This is a genomic window from Tamlana sp. I1 (assembly GCF_015355625.1).
Taxonomy (GTDB): Bacteria; Bacteroidota; Bacteroidia; order Flavobacteriales; family Flavobacteriaceae; genus Pseudotamlana.
In genome coordinates, this window is the sequence record NZ_JACLAF010000009.1 from 74,713 (window position 1) to 91,964 (window position 17,252).

Genomic DNA, 17,252 nt, shown 5'->3' on the forward strand with positions numbered 1-17,252 from the left:
TGTAAAAATAGTTAATATTTCACGAAAAGAAATGATAAAAAAAGCCTTATGTTGATTAAAACATAAGGCTTAAGCTGTATTAAAATTTAATTTAAAGCAGATTAATTATTTAAATGCTTCGCATAAAAACCTAACATGGCTTTATATAAATCTAATCTATTTTCTTCTTTATGAAACCCATGTCCCTCATCGTATTTCACCATATAAGGTACATCATTACCTTTAGCTCTTAAAGCTTCAACAATCTGGTCGGATTCATCAATATTAACCCTAGGGTCATTTGCACCTTGAACAACAAGTAGTGGTTTTTTTATTTTATCAATATGAAAAGCAGGAGACACCTCTTCCATAATCGTTTTTTCTGAAGCTACGGCTTCATCATACCAAATTTCTTTAAGGATTTTTAAGTATGGCTTCCAATACGGAGGAATGGTTTGCATGAACGTAAATAAATTTGAAACCCCAACATAATCAACTCCGCAGGCATATAAATCTGGCGTTTTAGTTAATCCTCTTAAAACTGCGTAACCACCATGACTTCCGCCGTAAATTGCCACATTCTTTTTGTCTACCCAGCCTTTATCAATCACATATTGCAAGCCGTCTTCAACATCGTCCATAGCCTTTCTTCCTATTTGTTTAAAGCCAGATTCTAAAAACGCTCTACCATAGCCACCAGAAATCCTAAAGTTAACTTGCAATGTTGCATAACCACGACTTGCAAAAAGTTGTGCTTCAGGATTAAAACCCCATGAGTCTCTAATACCTTGTGGGCCACCATGCGGATTTACAATAACTGGTACTTTTTTACCTTTTAATGCTTCTTTTGGTAAAGTGATGTAACCGTGTATATGTTGGCCATCTCTACTTTTAAACGAAATAGGTCGCATTTCAGCCATATCGTCTTCTTTAAGATTTGGCATGAGGTTATAAAGTAGTTTGAATTCGTCTTTTACAGCATCGTAAGCATAGTAAGTGCCGTATAATTTATCACTTTGAATGAAGATTAAATATTTATCCTCTTCATCGGTTACGCCTGCAATAGAGTAATTGTAATCAGGAAATTTAGATGTGATTCTTTTATGTAATTTTTTGTAATAATGACTTACAGGAACAATTTCTTGCTTTTCACCTTCATAAGAGAAATAATCCAATTCATAGCCTCTTTTTCTAGATAATCGTAAACCTGAAACATCATAATCTTTGTTAGAAAACAATTTTTTAATAATCTTGTCCTCTTTTAAATCATATAAATAAACCTCAGATTTATCGCTGTCTAAATTTGAAATCACATAAGCGTCATCAGGGTTTTCGCTAGCATAATTAAAAGATGAAATACTAAAACTATCTTTCCAGTTTAATTTCTTTTTAATCTCGTAATTTTTTCCGTCTGTTGTGTAATATAAATCAACATTTACACCATCACGTAATCTTGTAAATCCACGAAGATTTCCATCTTTATCAAATTCATAGCCATCAATAGGATTCGCAGCATCATCATTTTTATAAAGCTGAACTAACTCTCCAGTTGTAATGTTGATTTTATAAGGCTCGAATATTTGAGGGTTGTTTTGATTCATAGAAATAATCATATGGTTTTTGTCTTCTTTTAAACCATTAAGAATATTCACTTTTACTCCATCAAAAGGAGTTAATTCAACTTGATCTGTACCGTCTAAATTCACGGCAAATAAATGGTAATTTTCATCACCACCTTTGTCCATAATATATACCAAACGATTGTCGTTAGCCCATCCAAAACCGCGAATTAACTCGTCTTCTTCTTTTATAACCTGTTTAACTTCGTCGGTTTCTAGGTTTTTAACATAAACATGGTTTTTTGCTTCGGCATCTTTTTCTTTATACGCTAAGTAATTGCCGTTTGGCGAGAAAGAAAATGCACTGGCTTTAGGTTTTTCAAAATAATCTTCAACCGAATATTTGTATGTCCCTGTGCTAAAACTTGCAAGTTTGTCTAAATCTTCATCGGAAGTTGGTAACGTAATGTTTCCTGGAAGCGTTTTTACAGTTTTTTTCAATGTTAAGGGATGGTCTTCAGTACCTGTTTGAGACAAAGTACCTTCAAAAGTATGGTTTGTATAAGTACCTACATATTTTAGACCAACTTGTTTAAATTTAATAGTTAAAATATTATCTGCGAATACAATTTCATCCATCGGAATATCAGTCACCCCTTGCGTTGGACTATCCATGGTACATGTTAATCCTGTTCCTTCGCTTTTAATGTTAAAAAGTATGGGCACTTCTGTTTTTTGGAGCGCTATATTTCCTGCCCAAGCTCCGGTAATATCTTGTGCGTTTGCTTGTAAAATCATGCCTAAAAATAAGCATAATGTACCGCATAATTTAATAATTGATGTTTTCATTTGAGTGATTTAAATTAAAAAATGGATTAAAAGTTAATTAAAATACTAAGTTAGAAGTAGGGAATTACAATTTGTTACAAATTTTCAATAAAATGTTGAATTTTTATTAATGAAACATAAATATATCACTTTTTAAAACAACTTTTTGCGTTTTGGTTTAGCTATTAACATGTTAATACTCTTACGCTTAATGCATTCTATGAAAATGTGTTTGAATTTTAAATGAAATCATGCTTGCTAAACCCTTTAAAGATGTTATTTTTGCACGTCATAAAAATTTTAGCATGTCGGCAACAAGAGCGGAATTAGCAGAAAGGAAAGAAGGAAAAGATTTATATAGCTACCAAAAAGGGGCTATAGACAAAATATTTAATGCTTTTGAGGAATCTCCAGATGATTATCATTTGCTATACCAATTGCCTACAGGTGGAGGGAAAACGGTTATATTTTCTGAAATCGTTAGGCAATACCTGAAAAACCACAAGAAAAAGGTATTGGTGATGACGCACCGTATTGAGTTGTGTCGCCAAACTTCTAAAGTTTTAACCGAATTTGGAGTGCACAATAAAGTGGTGGACAGTAAAGCCGATTTAAGTGATCAAGCAGATTATAGCTGTTTTGTAGCTATGGTTGAAACTTTAAATAATAGGTTGAATGATGATAAACTTGATATTTCGGATATTGGTTTAGTAATTATTGATGAAGCGCATTACAATTCTTTTACGAAGTTGTTTAAATTCTTTAGTCAGTCTTTTATTTTAGGTGTTACTGCAACGCCATTAAGCTCGAGTATAGAGTTGCCAATGACTGATAATTACGATGAATTAATTGTTGGTGAAAGTATTGAGTCTTTAATTGAAAACGGCTTTTTAGCACGTGCCGAAATGTTTACCTATAACGTTGGTTTAACCTCTTTAGTAGTTGGTGCTAACGGCGATTACACAGTTAAATCATCGGAAGACCTATACACAGATAACGATATGCTATCCAAGTTGTTACAAGCTTATGAAGAACGTTCAAAAGGTAAGAAAACTTTAATATTTAACAACGGTATTAACACCTCTTTACATGTTTACGATACCTTTAGAAGAGCAGGGTATCCTATTGCGCACTTGGACAACACAAATTCTAAAAAAGAACGTGCTGCCATTTTAAAATGGTTTAAAAATACACCAGATGCTATTTTAACTTCTGTAAGTATTTTAACAACTGGATTTGATGAACCTACAGTAGATAGTATCATTTTAAATAGAGCAACAAAATCGTTAACCCTTTACTATCAAATGATTGGTCGTGGTTCGCGTATTCTAAAAAACAAGAAAACTTTTTCTGTTATCGATTTAGGGAATAACTTCCACCGATTTGGCCCATGGGGAGAAGATTTAGATTGGCAACGTATTTTTAAATCGCCTACTTATTATCTAGATTCTATTTTAAGCGACGAAGATTTAGAAAGCAATTTCAGATACGAAATGCCCGATGAATTGCGTGAAGAATTTGCCAAATCTAAAGATGTGTATTTCGATGTGCAAAAAACCTATGTGGACTCTATTCGCAATGGCGAGTCTTCAAAAGTGGTTTTAGAGCGTTCTATCGAGCAGCATGCCAAAATATGTATAGAAAACAGTGAGGATGTTTATGATGCCTTAGCATTAGCTAAAATGCTTGGCGATGATATCGATTTTAGAATTCAGCGCTATACAAAATGCATCAGTAAAAGCACTTATAACTTTGTTGATTGGTTAAAAGGAGACTACCGAAAAAAACTAAATGCTTATTTGCGATCAAATTTTGATGAAGTTTTTGAGGAAATCCACGGATATGCGCCAGAAGAATAGTACATATTAGCAATTATAACATATATAATTATCGCATCCTTAAAATAAGGTTTATCTTTGCAGTATTATTAACTCACAAAAATCTCCACGATTAAATAAACTATGGCAAAGTCGCAAGTAACCTTTAACAAAATTGAAAAAGAAAAAAAACGTTTAAAGAAAAGAGAAGAAAAGCAAAAAAAGAAAGACGCTCGTAGAGCTGAAGCTAAAGAAAACCCACAAGGTATTCAATTTGCTTATGTTGATTTCAACGGAAATTTAACAGACACACCACCAGATCCAGCTATGCGCGAGAAAGTAGAAGCTGAAACCATCGAACTGGGTATTCCTAAAAAAGAAGATAGAATAGAAGAGGAGCCAGCTGCAAAAGAAGGTAAGGTGTCTTTTTTCGATCATTCTAAAGGTTTCGGATTTATTATTGACAGCATTAATCAAGAGAAATATTTTGTTCATGTTAGTGGGACATTAGAGCCTATTGAAGAAAATGACAAAGTAACTTACGAATTAGAGCGTGGTCAAAAAGGCATGAACGCGGTTAGAGTTAAAAAGATTTAACATCCTATTATTGTAGTACACACTACACATCCATTAACATAATATGAGTATATCGCGAAAATCGATTCTTATAATTTTAGCTTTTTTTGCCATTTATGTTATTTGGGGTTCTACTTATTTACTTAATAAAATAGCGGTTACAGAATTACCTCCGTTTTTTCTGGCAGCCGTACGGTTTCTTACCGCTAGTATTTTAATTTTTATTATAGCTAAAACCTTAAAAATTAGTTTAAAAATTAGTTTGCCGCAATTAAAAAATGCGGCTATAGCTGGTTTTTTGTTTTTAACCTACGGCAACGGCGTAGTTGTTTGGGCATTAAGATATGTAGATAGTGGCTTTGCTGCTTTAGAAATTTCTGCACAACCTTTAGTTGTACTTGTGTTGCTAAGAATTCTTAAGGGAAAACGTATTTCACTTATGTCTTATGTTGGAGTCGTTTTAGGATTTATTGGTATTTTTCTATTGGTTGACCAAAAAGAACTCTTAAACCAAGAAGGTCAAATAGTAGGCATGATTACCATATTTACCTGTATGATGAGTTGGGCTTATGCCAGTATTTTTGTGGGGAAAGCAGATTTACCTACTAATCCTTTTGTAAATACAGGCTATCAAATGTTAATGGGCGGCCTTTTTCTTGCTGTTATCAGTTTGGTCTTAAATGAACCATGGTCGTTACCCGCGACATGGGAAACTAATGTACAATGGGCTATGCTAGGCTTAGTGCTGTTTGGTAGTATTATTGCTTTTACTGCTTTTAATTTTTTATTAAGAAACGTGTCTCCAGAAAAAGTTTCCACTTCAACCTATGTAAACCCTATTATCGCCTTGATATTAGGCTGGTGGATTTTAAACGAACATATTACATTACAATCTATTTGTGCTGCTGTTGTTTTGCTAACAGGGGTGTATTTTATTAATTCAAACCGACAATTTAAACTCAGGCCACATGGACGTTAAAAAAGCAATACAATTCATGCTAATAAGCACTTTAGCGTTTGCATGTATGAATGGTATCGTTAAACAATTGGCACATATAGATGCTTTTCAGATCGTATTTTTTAGATCGGCGAGTTCCTTGTTTTTCACATTCGGATTCTTAATTAAGCATAAAATCCCCGTTTTAGGAAATAAAAGAACCCTTTTAGTTTTACGCGGTTTAGTAGGGGTAACCTCTATGGCGCTTTTCTTTATGGCTACCAAATTCTTGCCTATTGGTACAGCAGTTTCTTTACGTTATATGGCACCAATTTTTGCCGCCATATTCGCGGTACTTCTATTAAAAGAAAAAGTAAAACCCATTCAATGGTTCTTTTTCTTTGTTGCATTTGCTGGGGTTATTGTTTTAAAAGGTTTTGACGCCAATTTAGATGTATATGGCTTATTCTTAATCTTTGTTTCTGCAGTATTTAGCGGATTAGTTTACATTTTAATTAGTAAAATAGGGAAGGCAGACCATCCAGTTGTTGTTGTAAATTATTTTATGGTCATTTCAACTATAACAGGTGGTATTTTGTCAATTTTTAATTGGACAAACCCCGTAGGCATTGAATGGCTGTTTTTGTTTGGTCTTGGAGTTTTTGGTTATTTCGGACAAGTATACATGACCAAAGCTTTTCAAATAGCTGCAACCAATCAGGTAGCGCCACTTAAATATTTAGAAGTTATTTTTACGGTACTTTTTGGCGTATTTATTTTCGGCGAAATTTATTCTTTATGGAGTTTATTAGGTATAGCCATGATTATTGGCGCTCTTATTTTAAACGCGTTGTACAAAGAAAAGAAGTAGGCGGATTTTGTTTGATAAAATATAAAATGCCGTTAAATATAACTTTCATTGATTTCATAATTACTAGTTTTACAAATTATCATTTTAGAAATAGCTTATAAATGACATTTAAATCACGGATAAACAATATAAGACGACGTATTATGCGCAGTCTTACTAAACGCGTAGGAAGCTCATATACAGAACCTCAAAAAGGTGACCTTAAAATTGAAGCCATTAAAAAAGTACTCATTATAAGGCCAAATCACCGTTTGGGCAATCAATTATTACTAACGCCTCTTGTACAGGAAGTCATTAATACTTTCCCTAATTGTAAAATCGATTTATTCGTAAAGGGTGGAGTCGCACATCCTGTTTTCGAAAATTATAAGGAAATTTCAGAAATTATAAAGCTTCCTAAGAAACCCTGGAGCCATATTTATAAATACATAAAATGTTGGGTTTCTATTAAAAGCAGGTCTTATGATTTGGTAATTAATGGCGATAAAAATTCGTCTTCAGGGCGATTACTTACGGAAATAGCCAAAGCGAAATTTAAAATTTTTGGTGATGTTGATGAAGCTATCATTAAAAAACATGCCGATTATAAGCATATTTCAAAATATCCCATTTATAATTTAAGACATTTTTTACAGCAGTTAGGTGTTGAAACTAAAAATGAAAAAGTACCACTTTTAGATATTAAACTTTCTAAAGATGAAATTGAAAAGGGAAAAGAAGTTTTAGATAAGGTTATTAAAAATGACAAAAAAACCATTTGTATTTATACCAATGCCACAGGAAATAAATGCTATTCTGAAGACTGGTGGGAAACCTTTTATGCCCGTTTACAAAAGGAATACAGCGATTTTAATATCATTGAAATGCTGCCTATCGAGAATATCTCTAAAATCAACTTTAAGGCACCAAATTTTTACAGTGAAGATATTAGGGAAATGGCAAGCATCTTTAAAAATACAAGCATTTTTATTGCCGCCGACAATGGCGTAATGCACTTAGCGAGCGCGTCCTTAACTCCAACCGTTGGATTCTTTTCGGTAACTAATATGGATGTTTATAAACCCTACGGAAACGGAAGTGTAGCCCTTCAAACCAATGAAACTACTATTGAGGATTGGATTGTAGCGATTGATTCAATTATTAGGTAAATTTTAATAGAGTTATGTTATACTTTTAGAAAGATATATCATATTTATTTTATTACGGATGGCATTCTTCTTATAATGCTATTATATCTTTTTATTCTTCTAGCTCATGTTTATTAGATGCTTACATAAAATTATTTTTATGTAAATAAATCTGTCCAATAGCTAAATCCTTTCAGTAATTTGTGCTTATATGATAAATGTCATATTTACGATAAGTTTTCAGTTGTACATTTCGGACATAATTATCCTATTTAATATTTTATAATCTACCCAATAATAAACTATACTAAAATGAAAAAATCAAAATACTTATTAAGCTCCTTTGTTCTCGCTTCATTGATGCTATTGTCATGTGGAAATAAAGAGGAAAAAGCTTCTGAAAATAGTAACGCAGACATCCCTGTTAGCCGAGAAATGATTGCAGAATTAACATCACCACCAAACGTACCAACACCTGTAGGTGCAAGAAAAGCAAAGAAACTCATCGTTGAAATGGAAATTCTTGAAAAAGAAGGTGAAATGACAGATGGTGTAAAATATATGTACTGGACTTTTGGAGGTACTGTGCCTGGTAGTTTTATTAGAACTCGAGTAGGAGATGAAGTTGAATTTCATTTACAAAACCACCCAGACAATAAATTACCACATAATATCGATTTACATGCGGTAACTGGTACTGGAGGAGGAGCAGAGTCTTCTTTTGTTTCTCCTGGTCATGAAAAAATTTTTTCTTTTAAAACTTTAAATCCTGGATTGTATGTTTACCACTGTGCTACGGCACCTGTAGGAATGCATATTGCTAACGGAATGTATGGTTTAATTTTAGTAGAGCCAGAAGGTGGTTTACCTCATGTAGATAAAGAATACTATATCATGCAAGGTGATTTTTATACTAAAGGAGCCAATGGGGAACGTGGTTTACAACCTTTTGATATGCAAAAAGCAGTCGACGAAAATGCCGATTATGTGGTGTTTAATGGTAAAGTTGGTGCTTTAACCGGAGACAATGCACTTACTGCTAAAGTTGGAGAAACCGTTAGACTTTTTGTTGGAAACGGCGGCCCTAGTTTAGTATCATCTTTTCATGTTATTGGTGAAATATTTGATAAAGTTCATATTGAAGGTGGAGAAATGATAAATGAAAACGTTCAAACTACCTTAATTCCTGCTGGTGGTGCTGCCATGATAGAATTTAGAGTAGATGTGCCTGGAACATTTATCTTAGTAGATCATTCTATATTTAGAGCTTTTAATAAGGGAGCTTTAGGAATGTTAAAAGTAGAAGGAGAACCAAATAAAACAATCTATTCTGGTGAAATTAGCGAAGGTATTTATTTACCTGAAGGTCCTGGAATTCAAAACATGCCAACAACTGATGAAATTGTTGCTTCTGAAATTCCAGCAAAATCATTTGAAGAGCAAATGGAGTTTGGAAAGCAAGCGTACATGCAAACGTGTTTTGCTTGTCATCAAGCTGAAGGACAAGGGATACCAAATGCATTTCCTCCTTTAGCAAAATCAGATTACTTAAATGCAGATGTAGATCGTGCCATTGGTATTGTTTTAAATGGTTTAACTGGAGAAATTACGGTTAATGGTAATAAATATAACAGTGTAATGACTAGACAAATGCTTTCTACAGATGAAGTAGCAAATGTATTAACATACGTTTACAACAGCTGGGGTAACTCTAAAAAAGTGGTTACTAAAGCCATGGTTGAAAAAGTTAAAAACAATTAATAATATTAAAAAATGATAAACCAAGTCTTTAGATTGTTCATCCTTTTTACGGTGTTTCACACATCTATTTATGCACAAACTAAAGACATGGTTTTTATTGAAGGTAGTCGGTATATTCCTTTATATGGAAGAGACTCTACAGTAGTTGAAGTGAAAGATTTCGAAATGGATATTTATCCAGTATCTAATTCAGATTATCTATCATTTGTAAAAAATAATCCAAAATGGGAAAAATCCCAAGTCATTGCGCTTTTTGCAGACAAAAGTTATTTGGCCAATTGGGACTTAGATTTAAAACCTAATCCTTCTATAAACCCACAAAGCCCTGTAAATTATGTATCGTGGTTTGCAGCAAAAGCATATTGCGAATGTCAGGATAAACGACTCCCAACAGTTGATGAGTGGGAATACGTAGCTATGGCAGATGAAACTACAAAAGATGCTAGGGTAAAACCAGAATATAACGCTCAAATTCTTGCTTGGTACGAAACGCCTCGTACTAATGAAAAAGTTATAGGAATAACGCCTAAAAATGTTTGGGGTGTTTATGACTTGCATGGTTTAGTTTGGGAATGGACTCAAGATTTTAATTCGGTTTTAATCACAGGTGAATCACGTAAAGATGTTGACAAAGACAATACTTTGTTTTGTGGAAGTGCCTCATTAAACGCAACAGATTTAATGAATTATGCCGCATTTATGCGATATGCCATTCGAGGAAGCTTAAAAGCCAAATATTCTATGAAAAATTTAGGCTTTAGGTGTGTTAAAGATGTAAAAGATTAAGACATGAAACAGATAAAAAATAGTTTTAAAATATTGGCATTAGTCATGCTTTTGGTTTCTTGTAATTCATCTAAAAAATCAGATGATGTTTCTGCTTATCAGTGTCCTATGCAATGCGAAGGTGAAAAGATGTATTCGAAACCTGGAACGTGTTCTGTTTGTAAAATGGATTTGAAATTAGTCGAAGCCGATTCAAAAGTATTAAATACTGATGAAATTTCAGAAACCTCGATTTTCAATTTAACTTCAAAATGGCATACTGAAGAAAATGAAACCATTGAATTAACCGATTTAAAAGGAAAAACCTTAGTTATCGTCATGATTTATACCTCATGTAAAGCGGCTTGTCCAAGATTAGTTGCCGATATGCGAAATATAGAAGCTCAAATTCCAAAAGAAAACCTTGATAAATTAAATTTTGTATTAATAAGTATCGATCCAGAAAATGATACTCCAGAACGGTTAAAAGCGTTTGCAATAGAGAATTATATGAACAGTGGACAATGGACTTTTTTACAAGGTACAGAAAGTGGTGTTCGGGAATTTGCAAATGTGCTGGCCATGAAATATAAACAGATTTCTCCAATAGATTTTTCGCACTCAAATATTATTAGTGTCTTCAATTCTAAGGGTGAATTAGCACATCAACAAGAAGGTTTGGGAGTAGATAGTAAAGAAACTGTAGCGACTATTTTAGAATTAACACAAAATTAAAGATTTAGTTATTGATATTGAATAAAAACTCGTTTTGTAATGATTTCATTTTCAGAAATATAATAACTTAAATTATAATTTATTTGAAAATTAAAGTCTAAAACTAAGATTTTTTAATAAAAAATTTTATCAAATCCTCAGTAAAACCTTTAAAAAACACTTTATTGTGTGATTTTTAAAGGTTTATTTTTTTTATACATATAAAAAACACGTATTTTTTACTAAATCCTCATCGTACAAATAGGACTAATAAAAACTGCCTGTGTGAATTAGTAATTTGTCCTTAAATATTTATTAAATTTAATGAATAACTCAAGGCGTAATCACTAAATTAAAAGATTTGAAAGACCCAGTTAACCTTCCATTATTTTCATCATACGAGTATGATTCTAGGTTTTATGATGAATTATTTTCTAAACGAGATGATGTTAGAGTCATTTATAAAACGTTATTTGAACTTTTTGGGGCTTACTCCGTTTCAGAATTTAATCGTTTAAATATTCAGGCGAAGGATTCTTTTTTTAATTCAGGTATTACATTTCAAGTGTACGGTGAAAATGAGGTGAATGAAAAAATATTCCCTTTTGATTTGTTTCCTCGTATTATCGATCATGATGAATGGGAAACTATAGAATCAGGAGTGTTGCAACGCAGCAAAGCTTTGAATCTTTTCCTTTGGGATGTTTATCACGATCAAAAAATTATAAAACAAAATATTGTACCAAAGTCTTTAATAGATTCCTCTGTTAACTTTTTACCAGAGATGATTAATTTTGATCCGCCAGAAGGCATCTACAATCATATTTCTGGAACAGATTTAATCAAACACTCCGATGGACAATATTATGTATTAGAAGATAATATTCGTTGTCCTTCGGGAGTAAGTTATGTTATAGGAAATCGTGGTGCGGTAAAACATGCGCTTTTTGGGGTTTTTAATCAGTATAAAACACATACGGTTGTAAATTATGGTTCTAAACTTTTAGAAACTATGCAGTCGGTAAAACCAACAGGAGTAGATAATCCTGTCTGCGTAATCTTAACACCAGGTGTGTATAATTCTGCTTATTACGAACACTGTTTTTTAGCAAAGCAAATGGGAATTCTATTAGTTGAAGGACGGGATTTGTTTGTTGAAAACGACTTTGTTTATATGAAAACCATTTATGGTATTGAGAAAGTTGATGTTATTTACAGAAGAGTAGACGATTTGTATATAGACCCTTTAGTTTTTAAAGCTGATTCTTTACTAGGAGTTCCTGGTTTATTTTCGGTGTATTTAAAAGGGAATGTAGCTCTAGTTAATGCACCGGGAACAGGAGTTGCAGACGATAAAGCCATTTATACTTATATGCCCGAAATTATCAAATACTACCTTGATGAAGATCCTATTTTAAATAATGTACATACATACCATTGCAGTCGAAAGAACGAATTGAGCTATGTTCTGGAAAATATTGATAAGTTGGTGGTAAAACCTGTAGATGAATCAGGAGGATATGGTATTTCAATAGGTAATAAATTAACTAAAGAAGAGATTGAAAAAGTAAAAGAAAACATAAAAAAGGATCCGAGAAAGTACATTGCACAGCCTATCATGTCATTGTCTACACATCCTACTTATATTGATGACAGCCAGTCTTTTGAATCTAGACACGTCGATTTAAGAACTTTTACCTTATTAGGAAAAGATGTTGATTTTGTATTGAAAGGCGGATTAACAAGAGTCGCATTAAAAAAAGGAAACTTGGTTGTAAACTCATCGCAAGGAGGAGGATCAAAAGACACTTGGGTATTAAAATAATAGAATATTTATGTTAGCAAGAGTAGCAAATAATTTGTTTTGGATGGGGAGATATATTGAACGATCTGAACATGTAGCACGGTTTTTAAGAGTCAACTATTTTTCATCACTGGATGCTCCCGACGAATTATCACAGTCTAGACAATTTGTTTTACGCTCCATAATGTACATGGCGGCGAACGAAATTATTGATTCGGATATTATTCTGGAAGAAGAAGAAGTGTTATATAATGTTGGCTTGAATATAGATTCGTCTTATTCTATCGTTAACGGTTTTATTAACGCACATGAAAATGCAAGAAGTGCAAGAGATTTAATTTCTAATGAATTATTTGAAACCGTTAACCGTGTTAAACATGTTATAAAAGGATATCCCGTTGAAAAATTGGTTAAAAGTCAATTATACGATTTCACTACCATTGTAAGTAATGCTACATCTGATATTAAAAGTAAAATACAAAGTACACTCTTGCATGATGAAGTTTATGCCATTATTATGTTAGGGATTAATATTGAACGAGGTTTACAGGTGGCGCGTATCATTAACTCTAAAGTAAGTGATGCCAGTACAGTTAAAAAGATTTATGGCGATTTGGTAGATGGTAATTACCAGTGGGCCACTTTATTAAAATGTGTTTTAGCTTACGATATGATGCGTAGGAGCTATAAAAAATCACCCGAAAGAACGAATACCTTAGAATTTCTAATTTTAAATTCTAAATGTCCACGCTCGATTAAAAACTGCTTAAATCAAATGAATAAATACATTTGTATGATTTCTAAGCAGCATGAAAAACCTGTTAATTCAGCAGCTTTTTTAATTGGTAAAATGACCTCACAATTTGAATATAAATTAATTGAAGAAATTGATAATAATTTAGAAGAGTTTATGGCTGAATTGATTGACAAACTGGCTACTATAGCTGTAAAATTAGAGGAAGATTATTTCGATATTTCACATACTTTAGATGCTAAAGCCAAGGCTTAGGGAGTAATTTGCTTTTCTTTAGACCTTCTTTTCTATGGTATTTTCTTTTGCTGGACGTAAATCAACAGATACTTCCATATCATTTTTTCCTGTGGAATAAATCACACCTTTAAGTGGTGGGACATCGTAATAATCGCGGCCATGTGCTACCACAATATGCTGGTCTTTTGGCACCTGATTGTTTGTAGGATCGAAATCTACCCAACCAAATTGAGGAATAAAAACAGAAAACCAAGCATGGGAAGCGTCGGTCCCAATTAATTTTTCTTTGCCTTCCGGCGGAACAGTTTCAATATAACCACTCACATATCTTGCAGGTAACCCCATAGAACGTACACATGCAATAGCTACTTGAGCAAAATCTTGACAAACCCCTTTTTTGGCGTTCATAACCTCGTCTAGAGGTGTAGCAATATTTGTGAATCCTGAAACAAAATCAAAGTCAATGAAAATACGTTGCATGAGTTCATGAGCAGCTTCATAAAGTGATCGACCTGGTTTAAAGGAAACTTCGGCGTACTTTTTTATTTTCGGAGACATTTTAGTAATCAAAGGAGAAAATAATACATACTGTCGCGCATTGATAATGTCGGGCTCAATGCCTTTTAATAAAACTAAAGCTTCTTCTATGGTTATCTTATTTCTAGCTTCGATGTTTTCATTTGAAATTTGAGATTTATAGTCTCTAGCAATTTTACTTCGAGCAATAACCGTAAGTTCTTCGTGATTTTCCTGAATAGAAAACGTCGCAATGGTATTTCCGAAAAAATCAACTCTTTCAGAAACTTCACTAGGCGTAGGACTAATTTCTAAACGATAATCCAGTAATTCTTGACCTGGAAAATTTTTAGGTTTTAAAGTGACTAGATTATGACAAAAAGAAGCGCCTTGCTCGTACTTGTATTTGGTTTTATGCCAGAGATCGAAAACTACCATTTAATTTGTAATGTTACGTTTTACTAACTGTTTTTGTTGTAGTGAATGATTGAAATAGGTGTCTGAAATAGACATAGAAGTCACATGAAACAAATCACTTAATTTAGAAAATAACTGATCCAATTTCAAGCGTATTTTGGTTTCACTGTCGACTTCAAGAATACTATCAATATCAATATTTTTCACTAAACTAAGCGCTTTTTCAATATTTTTTAAGCACTCTGTAGGTTCTCCATTGGGGTTGTTATTAGGTAATTTGCTAATGTCCTTTTGTAACCTACTTATTTGATAAGTTAAAGATCGCGTGTATTCTTGATCTAAAAGTAGCAGTCTAACGACGTTTTCTAAACTTAAATAGGATTTATAACTGTAGCGGTATATGTTTAAACTCTCATGACTAGATAATAATGATTCTAGAATTTCGTATTCTAAATCTTCGTCATGATTAACCACGATAAGCGCTCTAAATTTTTCAATGGTCATGGAAGCTTCTTCTAGTTGCAAACCAATAAAATAGAGTAGTAGCCCCTGTTTTACCATAATACTTTCTTCGGTAAGCGCCATGAAAGCAATAATCCTGGTAATAATTTTATCAAAAAAACGTGTTAAGCTATAGATGCTATAATTTTCTTCAGATTTGAAATTTTTCCAAATTTTATCAATACTGTCAAAAACGCGCCACATGTCTTTTGACCATAAATTTCGAAGCGTGAAATACGACCCATTAAAACTTTGTAAACTTTGAGCAAAACTTCCAATACGTTTTTCATCAATGATAACTGAAACAATTTCTTTTAAAGGATCTTTAAGAAGTGCTTCAGCGTTCTCTTCATCGTAAAACCCAGGAAATGTAGAAGTTATTGTTGTAATGGAATGATATAAAATATTTAAACACTCGGGGTCAGGTAGGTATTTATTATTGTACTGCACATTGGTCATTCGATTCAATACCATACGAATGTATCGCGCTGTGAGTAAAGTTCTTGCCACGTAACGTCCAGACCAAAATAAATTTTCGGCAGTATTACTAGGGACGTCATTTATGCTGGCGATGTTATTCGGTAAGCTTTTATTCCAGGAGTAGAGGGCTAAGTGTGCTTGATTTTGATCACCAATAACCCAAAAATCTTTACTGGTTCCTCCACGCTGATTTGAAACAAAAAGTTTCTCGCGTTCGGCAGCCACACGTACCAAACCACCAGGCATCACACTATATTGATCATCTTTAGCGATCGAAAATGTGCGACATAACACCTTACGAGGTTCTAGTTTTTCATTAAAAAAATTTGGTGCTGTCGAGAAATATATTTTCTCCTGAGCTACATACTGGTTTGGATTAGTAAGTATATTTTTCTTTAATTGTTTGAGTTCTTTTTTACTTAAAAACTCACAGAATATGATGTTTTCACGCTGAGAGCGATCTATTTTTTTAACAACAAATGATGTGAGATTTTCAAAAACATGGTTACGTTCCTTTTCTTGTCCGCACCACCAAGAAGCAATTTGAGGTAAAATAAGGTCTTCTTTTAAAAAATATTTACAAATATTTTCCATGAATGGAATAAGACCAGGGTTTTCAAGAACACCACTTCCAATCGGGTTTACAATCGCTACATTTTGAAGTCGAACTACTTCCAAAAGTCCAGCGACCCCTAAATATGAATCTTCACGAAGTTCTAACGGGTCCATAAAGGCATCATCAACACGACGTAAAATAACATCAACTTGTTTTAGGCCTTTAAGCGATTTCATCCAAACCTTACCATTTCTAACAACTAAATCGTTTCCTTTTACTAAAGGATAACCTAAAAAAGTTGACAAGTACGCATGTTCAAAATAGGTTTCATTATGAGGACCAGGGGTTAAAATAACCACATTAGGATTTTCTTTATTTCCTGGTGCTGCCTTTAAAAGCAGTTGATTAAAATCTTTAAAAAACTCTGAAGGTTGAGTAACATGAATATTATCAAAAATCTCAGGAATCACTTTGCTTTTAGAGAAGCGATTCTCTAAAGCATAGCCCATACCTGAAGGTGCTTGAGTGCGGTCATTTACCACCCACATGCGTCCGTCGGGACCGCGAGCTAAATCAACAGCATGTATTAATAAGTTTTTTGCTGTTTTGTAATCAATTTGGTCGCAAGCACGTAAAAATCCACGATGCGCATAAATCACTTCAGGAGGAATGATTCCGTTTTTAAGTAATTTACGTTCACCATAAATATCTTTAAGAATTAGGTTTAGCAGTTCAGAACGTTGCTTAATACCTTTTTCAACCAATTCCCATTCTTTTTGTTGAATGATGAAGGGAATGATATTTAAATTCCAAGGTCTGTTTAAACCATTCGGATCGTTGTAAACATTGTAAGTAACGCCGTTTTCGGCTAAAAGCCAATCGATTTCCGATTGCTTAGCAGCCAGTTCTTTACTCCCAATTTTCAATAAATTATCCAACAGAATTTTCCAATCAGGTTTGATTGTTAGTTCTGAAGTTAGTAATTCGTCATATTTACTAAAATCCTTAAAGTAATTTTCAAATATGCTATTTTCTTTCGTCTCCATTAATTAG

13 protein-coding genes are annotated in these 17,252 nt (G+C 33.1%); 10 read left to right on the plus strand and 3 right to left on the minus strand.

The genetic code is table 11. The features are described 5' to 3' along the window. Window positions 1-101: 101 nt before the first annotated feature. Window positions 102-2,387, minus strand: coding sequence for a S9 family peptidase (locus tag H6X70_RS09605; protein WP_194767464.1), 2,286 nt, complete (start codon window positions 2,385-2,387; stop codon window positions 102-104). A gap of 284 nt (window positions 2,388-2,671) precedes the next feature. Here H6X70_RS09605 and H6X70_RS09610 point away from each other — a divergent pair, with 284 nt between their 5' ends. The 10 genes from H6X70_RS09610 (at window position 2,672) to H6X70_RS09655 (ending at window position 13,747) form a co-directional block, all read left to right on the plus strand. Continuing rightward, window positions 2,672-4,225, plus strand: coding sequence for a DEAD/DEAH box helicase (locus H6X70_RS09610; RefSeq protein WP_194767585.1), 1,554 nt, complete (start codon window positions 2,672-2,674; stop codon window positions 4,223-4,225). Window positions 4,226-4,327: 102 nt separating this feature from the next. After that, window positions 4,328-4,780 carry a cold-shock protein gene (locus tag H6X70_RS09615; protein WP_194767465.1) on the plus strand — a complete coding sequence of 151 codons (453 nt, stop codon included), beginning with the start codon at window positions 4,328-4,330 and terminating at the stop codon, window positions 4,778-4,780. A gap of 43 nt (window positions 4,781-4,823) precedes the next feature. Beyond that, window positions 4,824-5,738, plus strand: coding sequence for an EamA family transporter (locus H6X70_RS09620; protein ID WP_194767466.1), 915 nt, complete (start codon window positions 4,824-4,826; stop codon window positions 5,736-5,738). Continuing rightward, window positions 5,728-6,567 (plus strand): DMT family transporter, encoded by an 840-nt coding sequence (locus tag H6X70_RS09625; protein WP_194767467.1) that lies wholly within the window; start codon window positions 5,728-5,730, stop codon window positions 6,565-6,567. The genes H6X70_RS09620 and H6X70_RS09625 overlap by 11 nt, the downstream gene beginning before the upstream one ends. A gap of 143 nt (window positions 6,568-6,710) precedes the next feature. Continuing rightward, entirely contained in the window at window positions 6,711-7,715 is a 1,005-nt protein-coding gene (locus H6X70_RS09630; RefSeq protein ID WP_228530325.1) for a glycosyltransferase family 9 protein, read from the plus strand. A 339-nt stretch (window positions 7,716-8,054) separates the two neighbouring features. Continuing rightward, window positions 8,055-9,455 (plus strand): copper-containing nitrite reductase, encoded by a 1,401-nt coding sequence (nirK, locus tag H6X70_RS09635; RefSeq protein WP_410529868.1) that lies wholly within the window; start codon window positions 8,055-8,057, stop codon window positions 9,453-9,455. Between the two features lie 12 nt (window positions 9,456-9,467). Then, the gene (locus tag H6X70_RS09640; protein WP_194767470.1) at window positions 9,468-10,241 is read left to right on the plus strand and encodes a formylglycine-generating enzyme family protein; all 774 of its coding nucleotides are present in this window, start codon (window positions 9,468-9,470) and stop codon (window positions 10,239-10,241) included. A 3-nt stretch (window positions 10,242-10,244) separates the two neighbouring features. Beyond that, window positions 10,245-10,955, plus strand: a complete 711-nt coding sequence (locus H6X70_RS09645; RefSeq protein ID WP_228530326.1) for an SCO family protein — start codon at window positions 10,245-10,247, stop codon at window positions 10,953-10,955. Window positions 10,956-11,295: 340 nt separating this feature from the next. Beyond that, a complete protein-coding gene (locus H6X70_RS09650; RefSeq protein ID WP_194767471.1) occupies window positions 11,296-12,759 on the plus strand; it encodes a circularly permuted type 2 ATP-grasp protein in 1,464 nt (487 codons plus the stop codon). A 10-nt stretch (window positions 12,760-12,769) separates the two neighbouring features. Next, window positions 12,770-13,747, plus strand: coding sequence for an alpha-E domain-containing protein (locus H6X70_RS09655; protein ID WP_194767472.1), 978 nt, complete (start codon window positions 12,770-12,772; stop codon window positions 13,745-13,747). A gap of 18 nt (window positions 13,748-13,765) precedes the next feature. Here H6X70_RS09655 and H6X70_RS09660 read toward each other — a convergent pair whose 3' ends face one another. Beyond that, window positions 13,766-14,683, minus strand: coding sequence for a transglutaminase N-terminal domain-containing protein (locus tag H6X70_RS09660; RefSeq protein ID WP_194767473.1), 918 nt, complete (start codon window positions 14,681-14,683; stop codon window positions 13,766-13,768). Beyond that, window positions 14,684-17,245 carry a circularly permuted type 2 ATP-grasp protein gene (locus tag H6X70_RS09665; protein ID WP_194767474.1) on the minus strand — a complete coding sequence of 854 codons (2,562 nt, stop codon included), beginning with the start codon at window positions 17,243-17,245 and terminating at the stop codon, window positions 14,684-14,686. It abuts the gene before it with no gap. Window positions 17,246-17,252 lie beyond the last annotated feature (7 nt).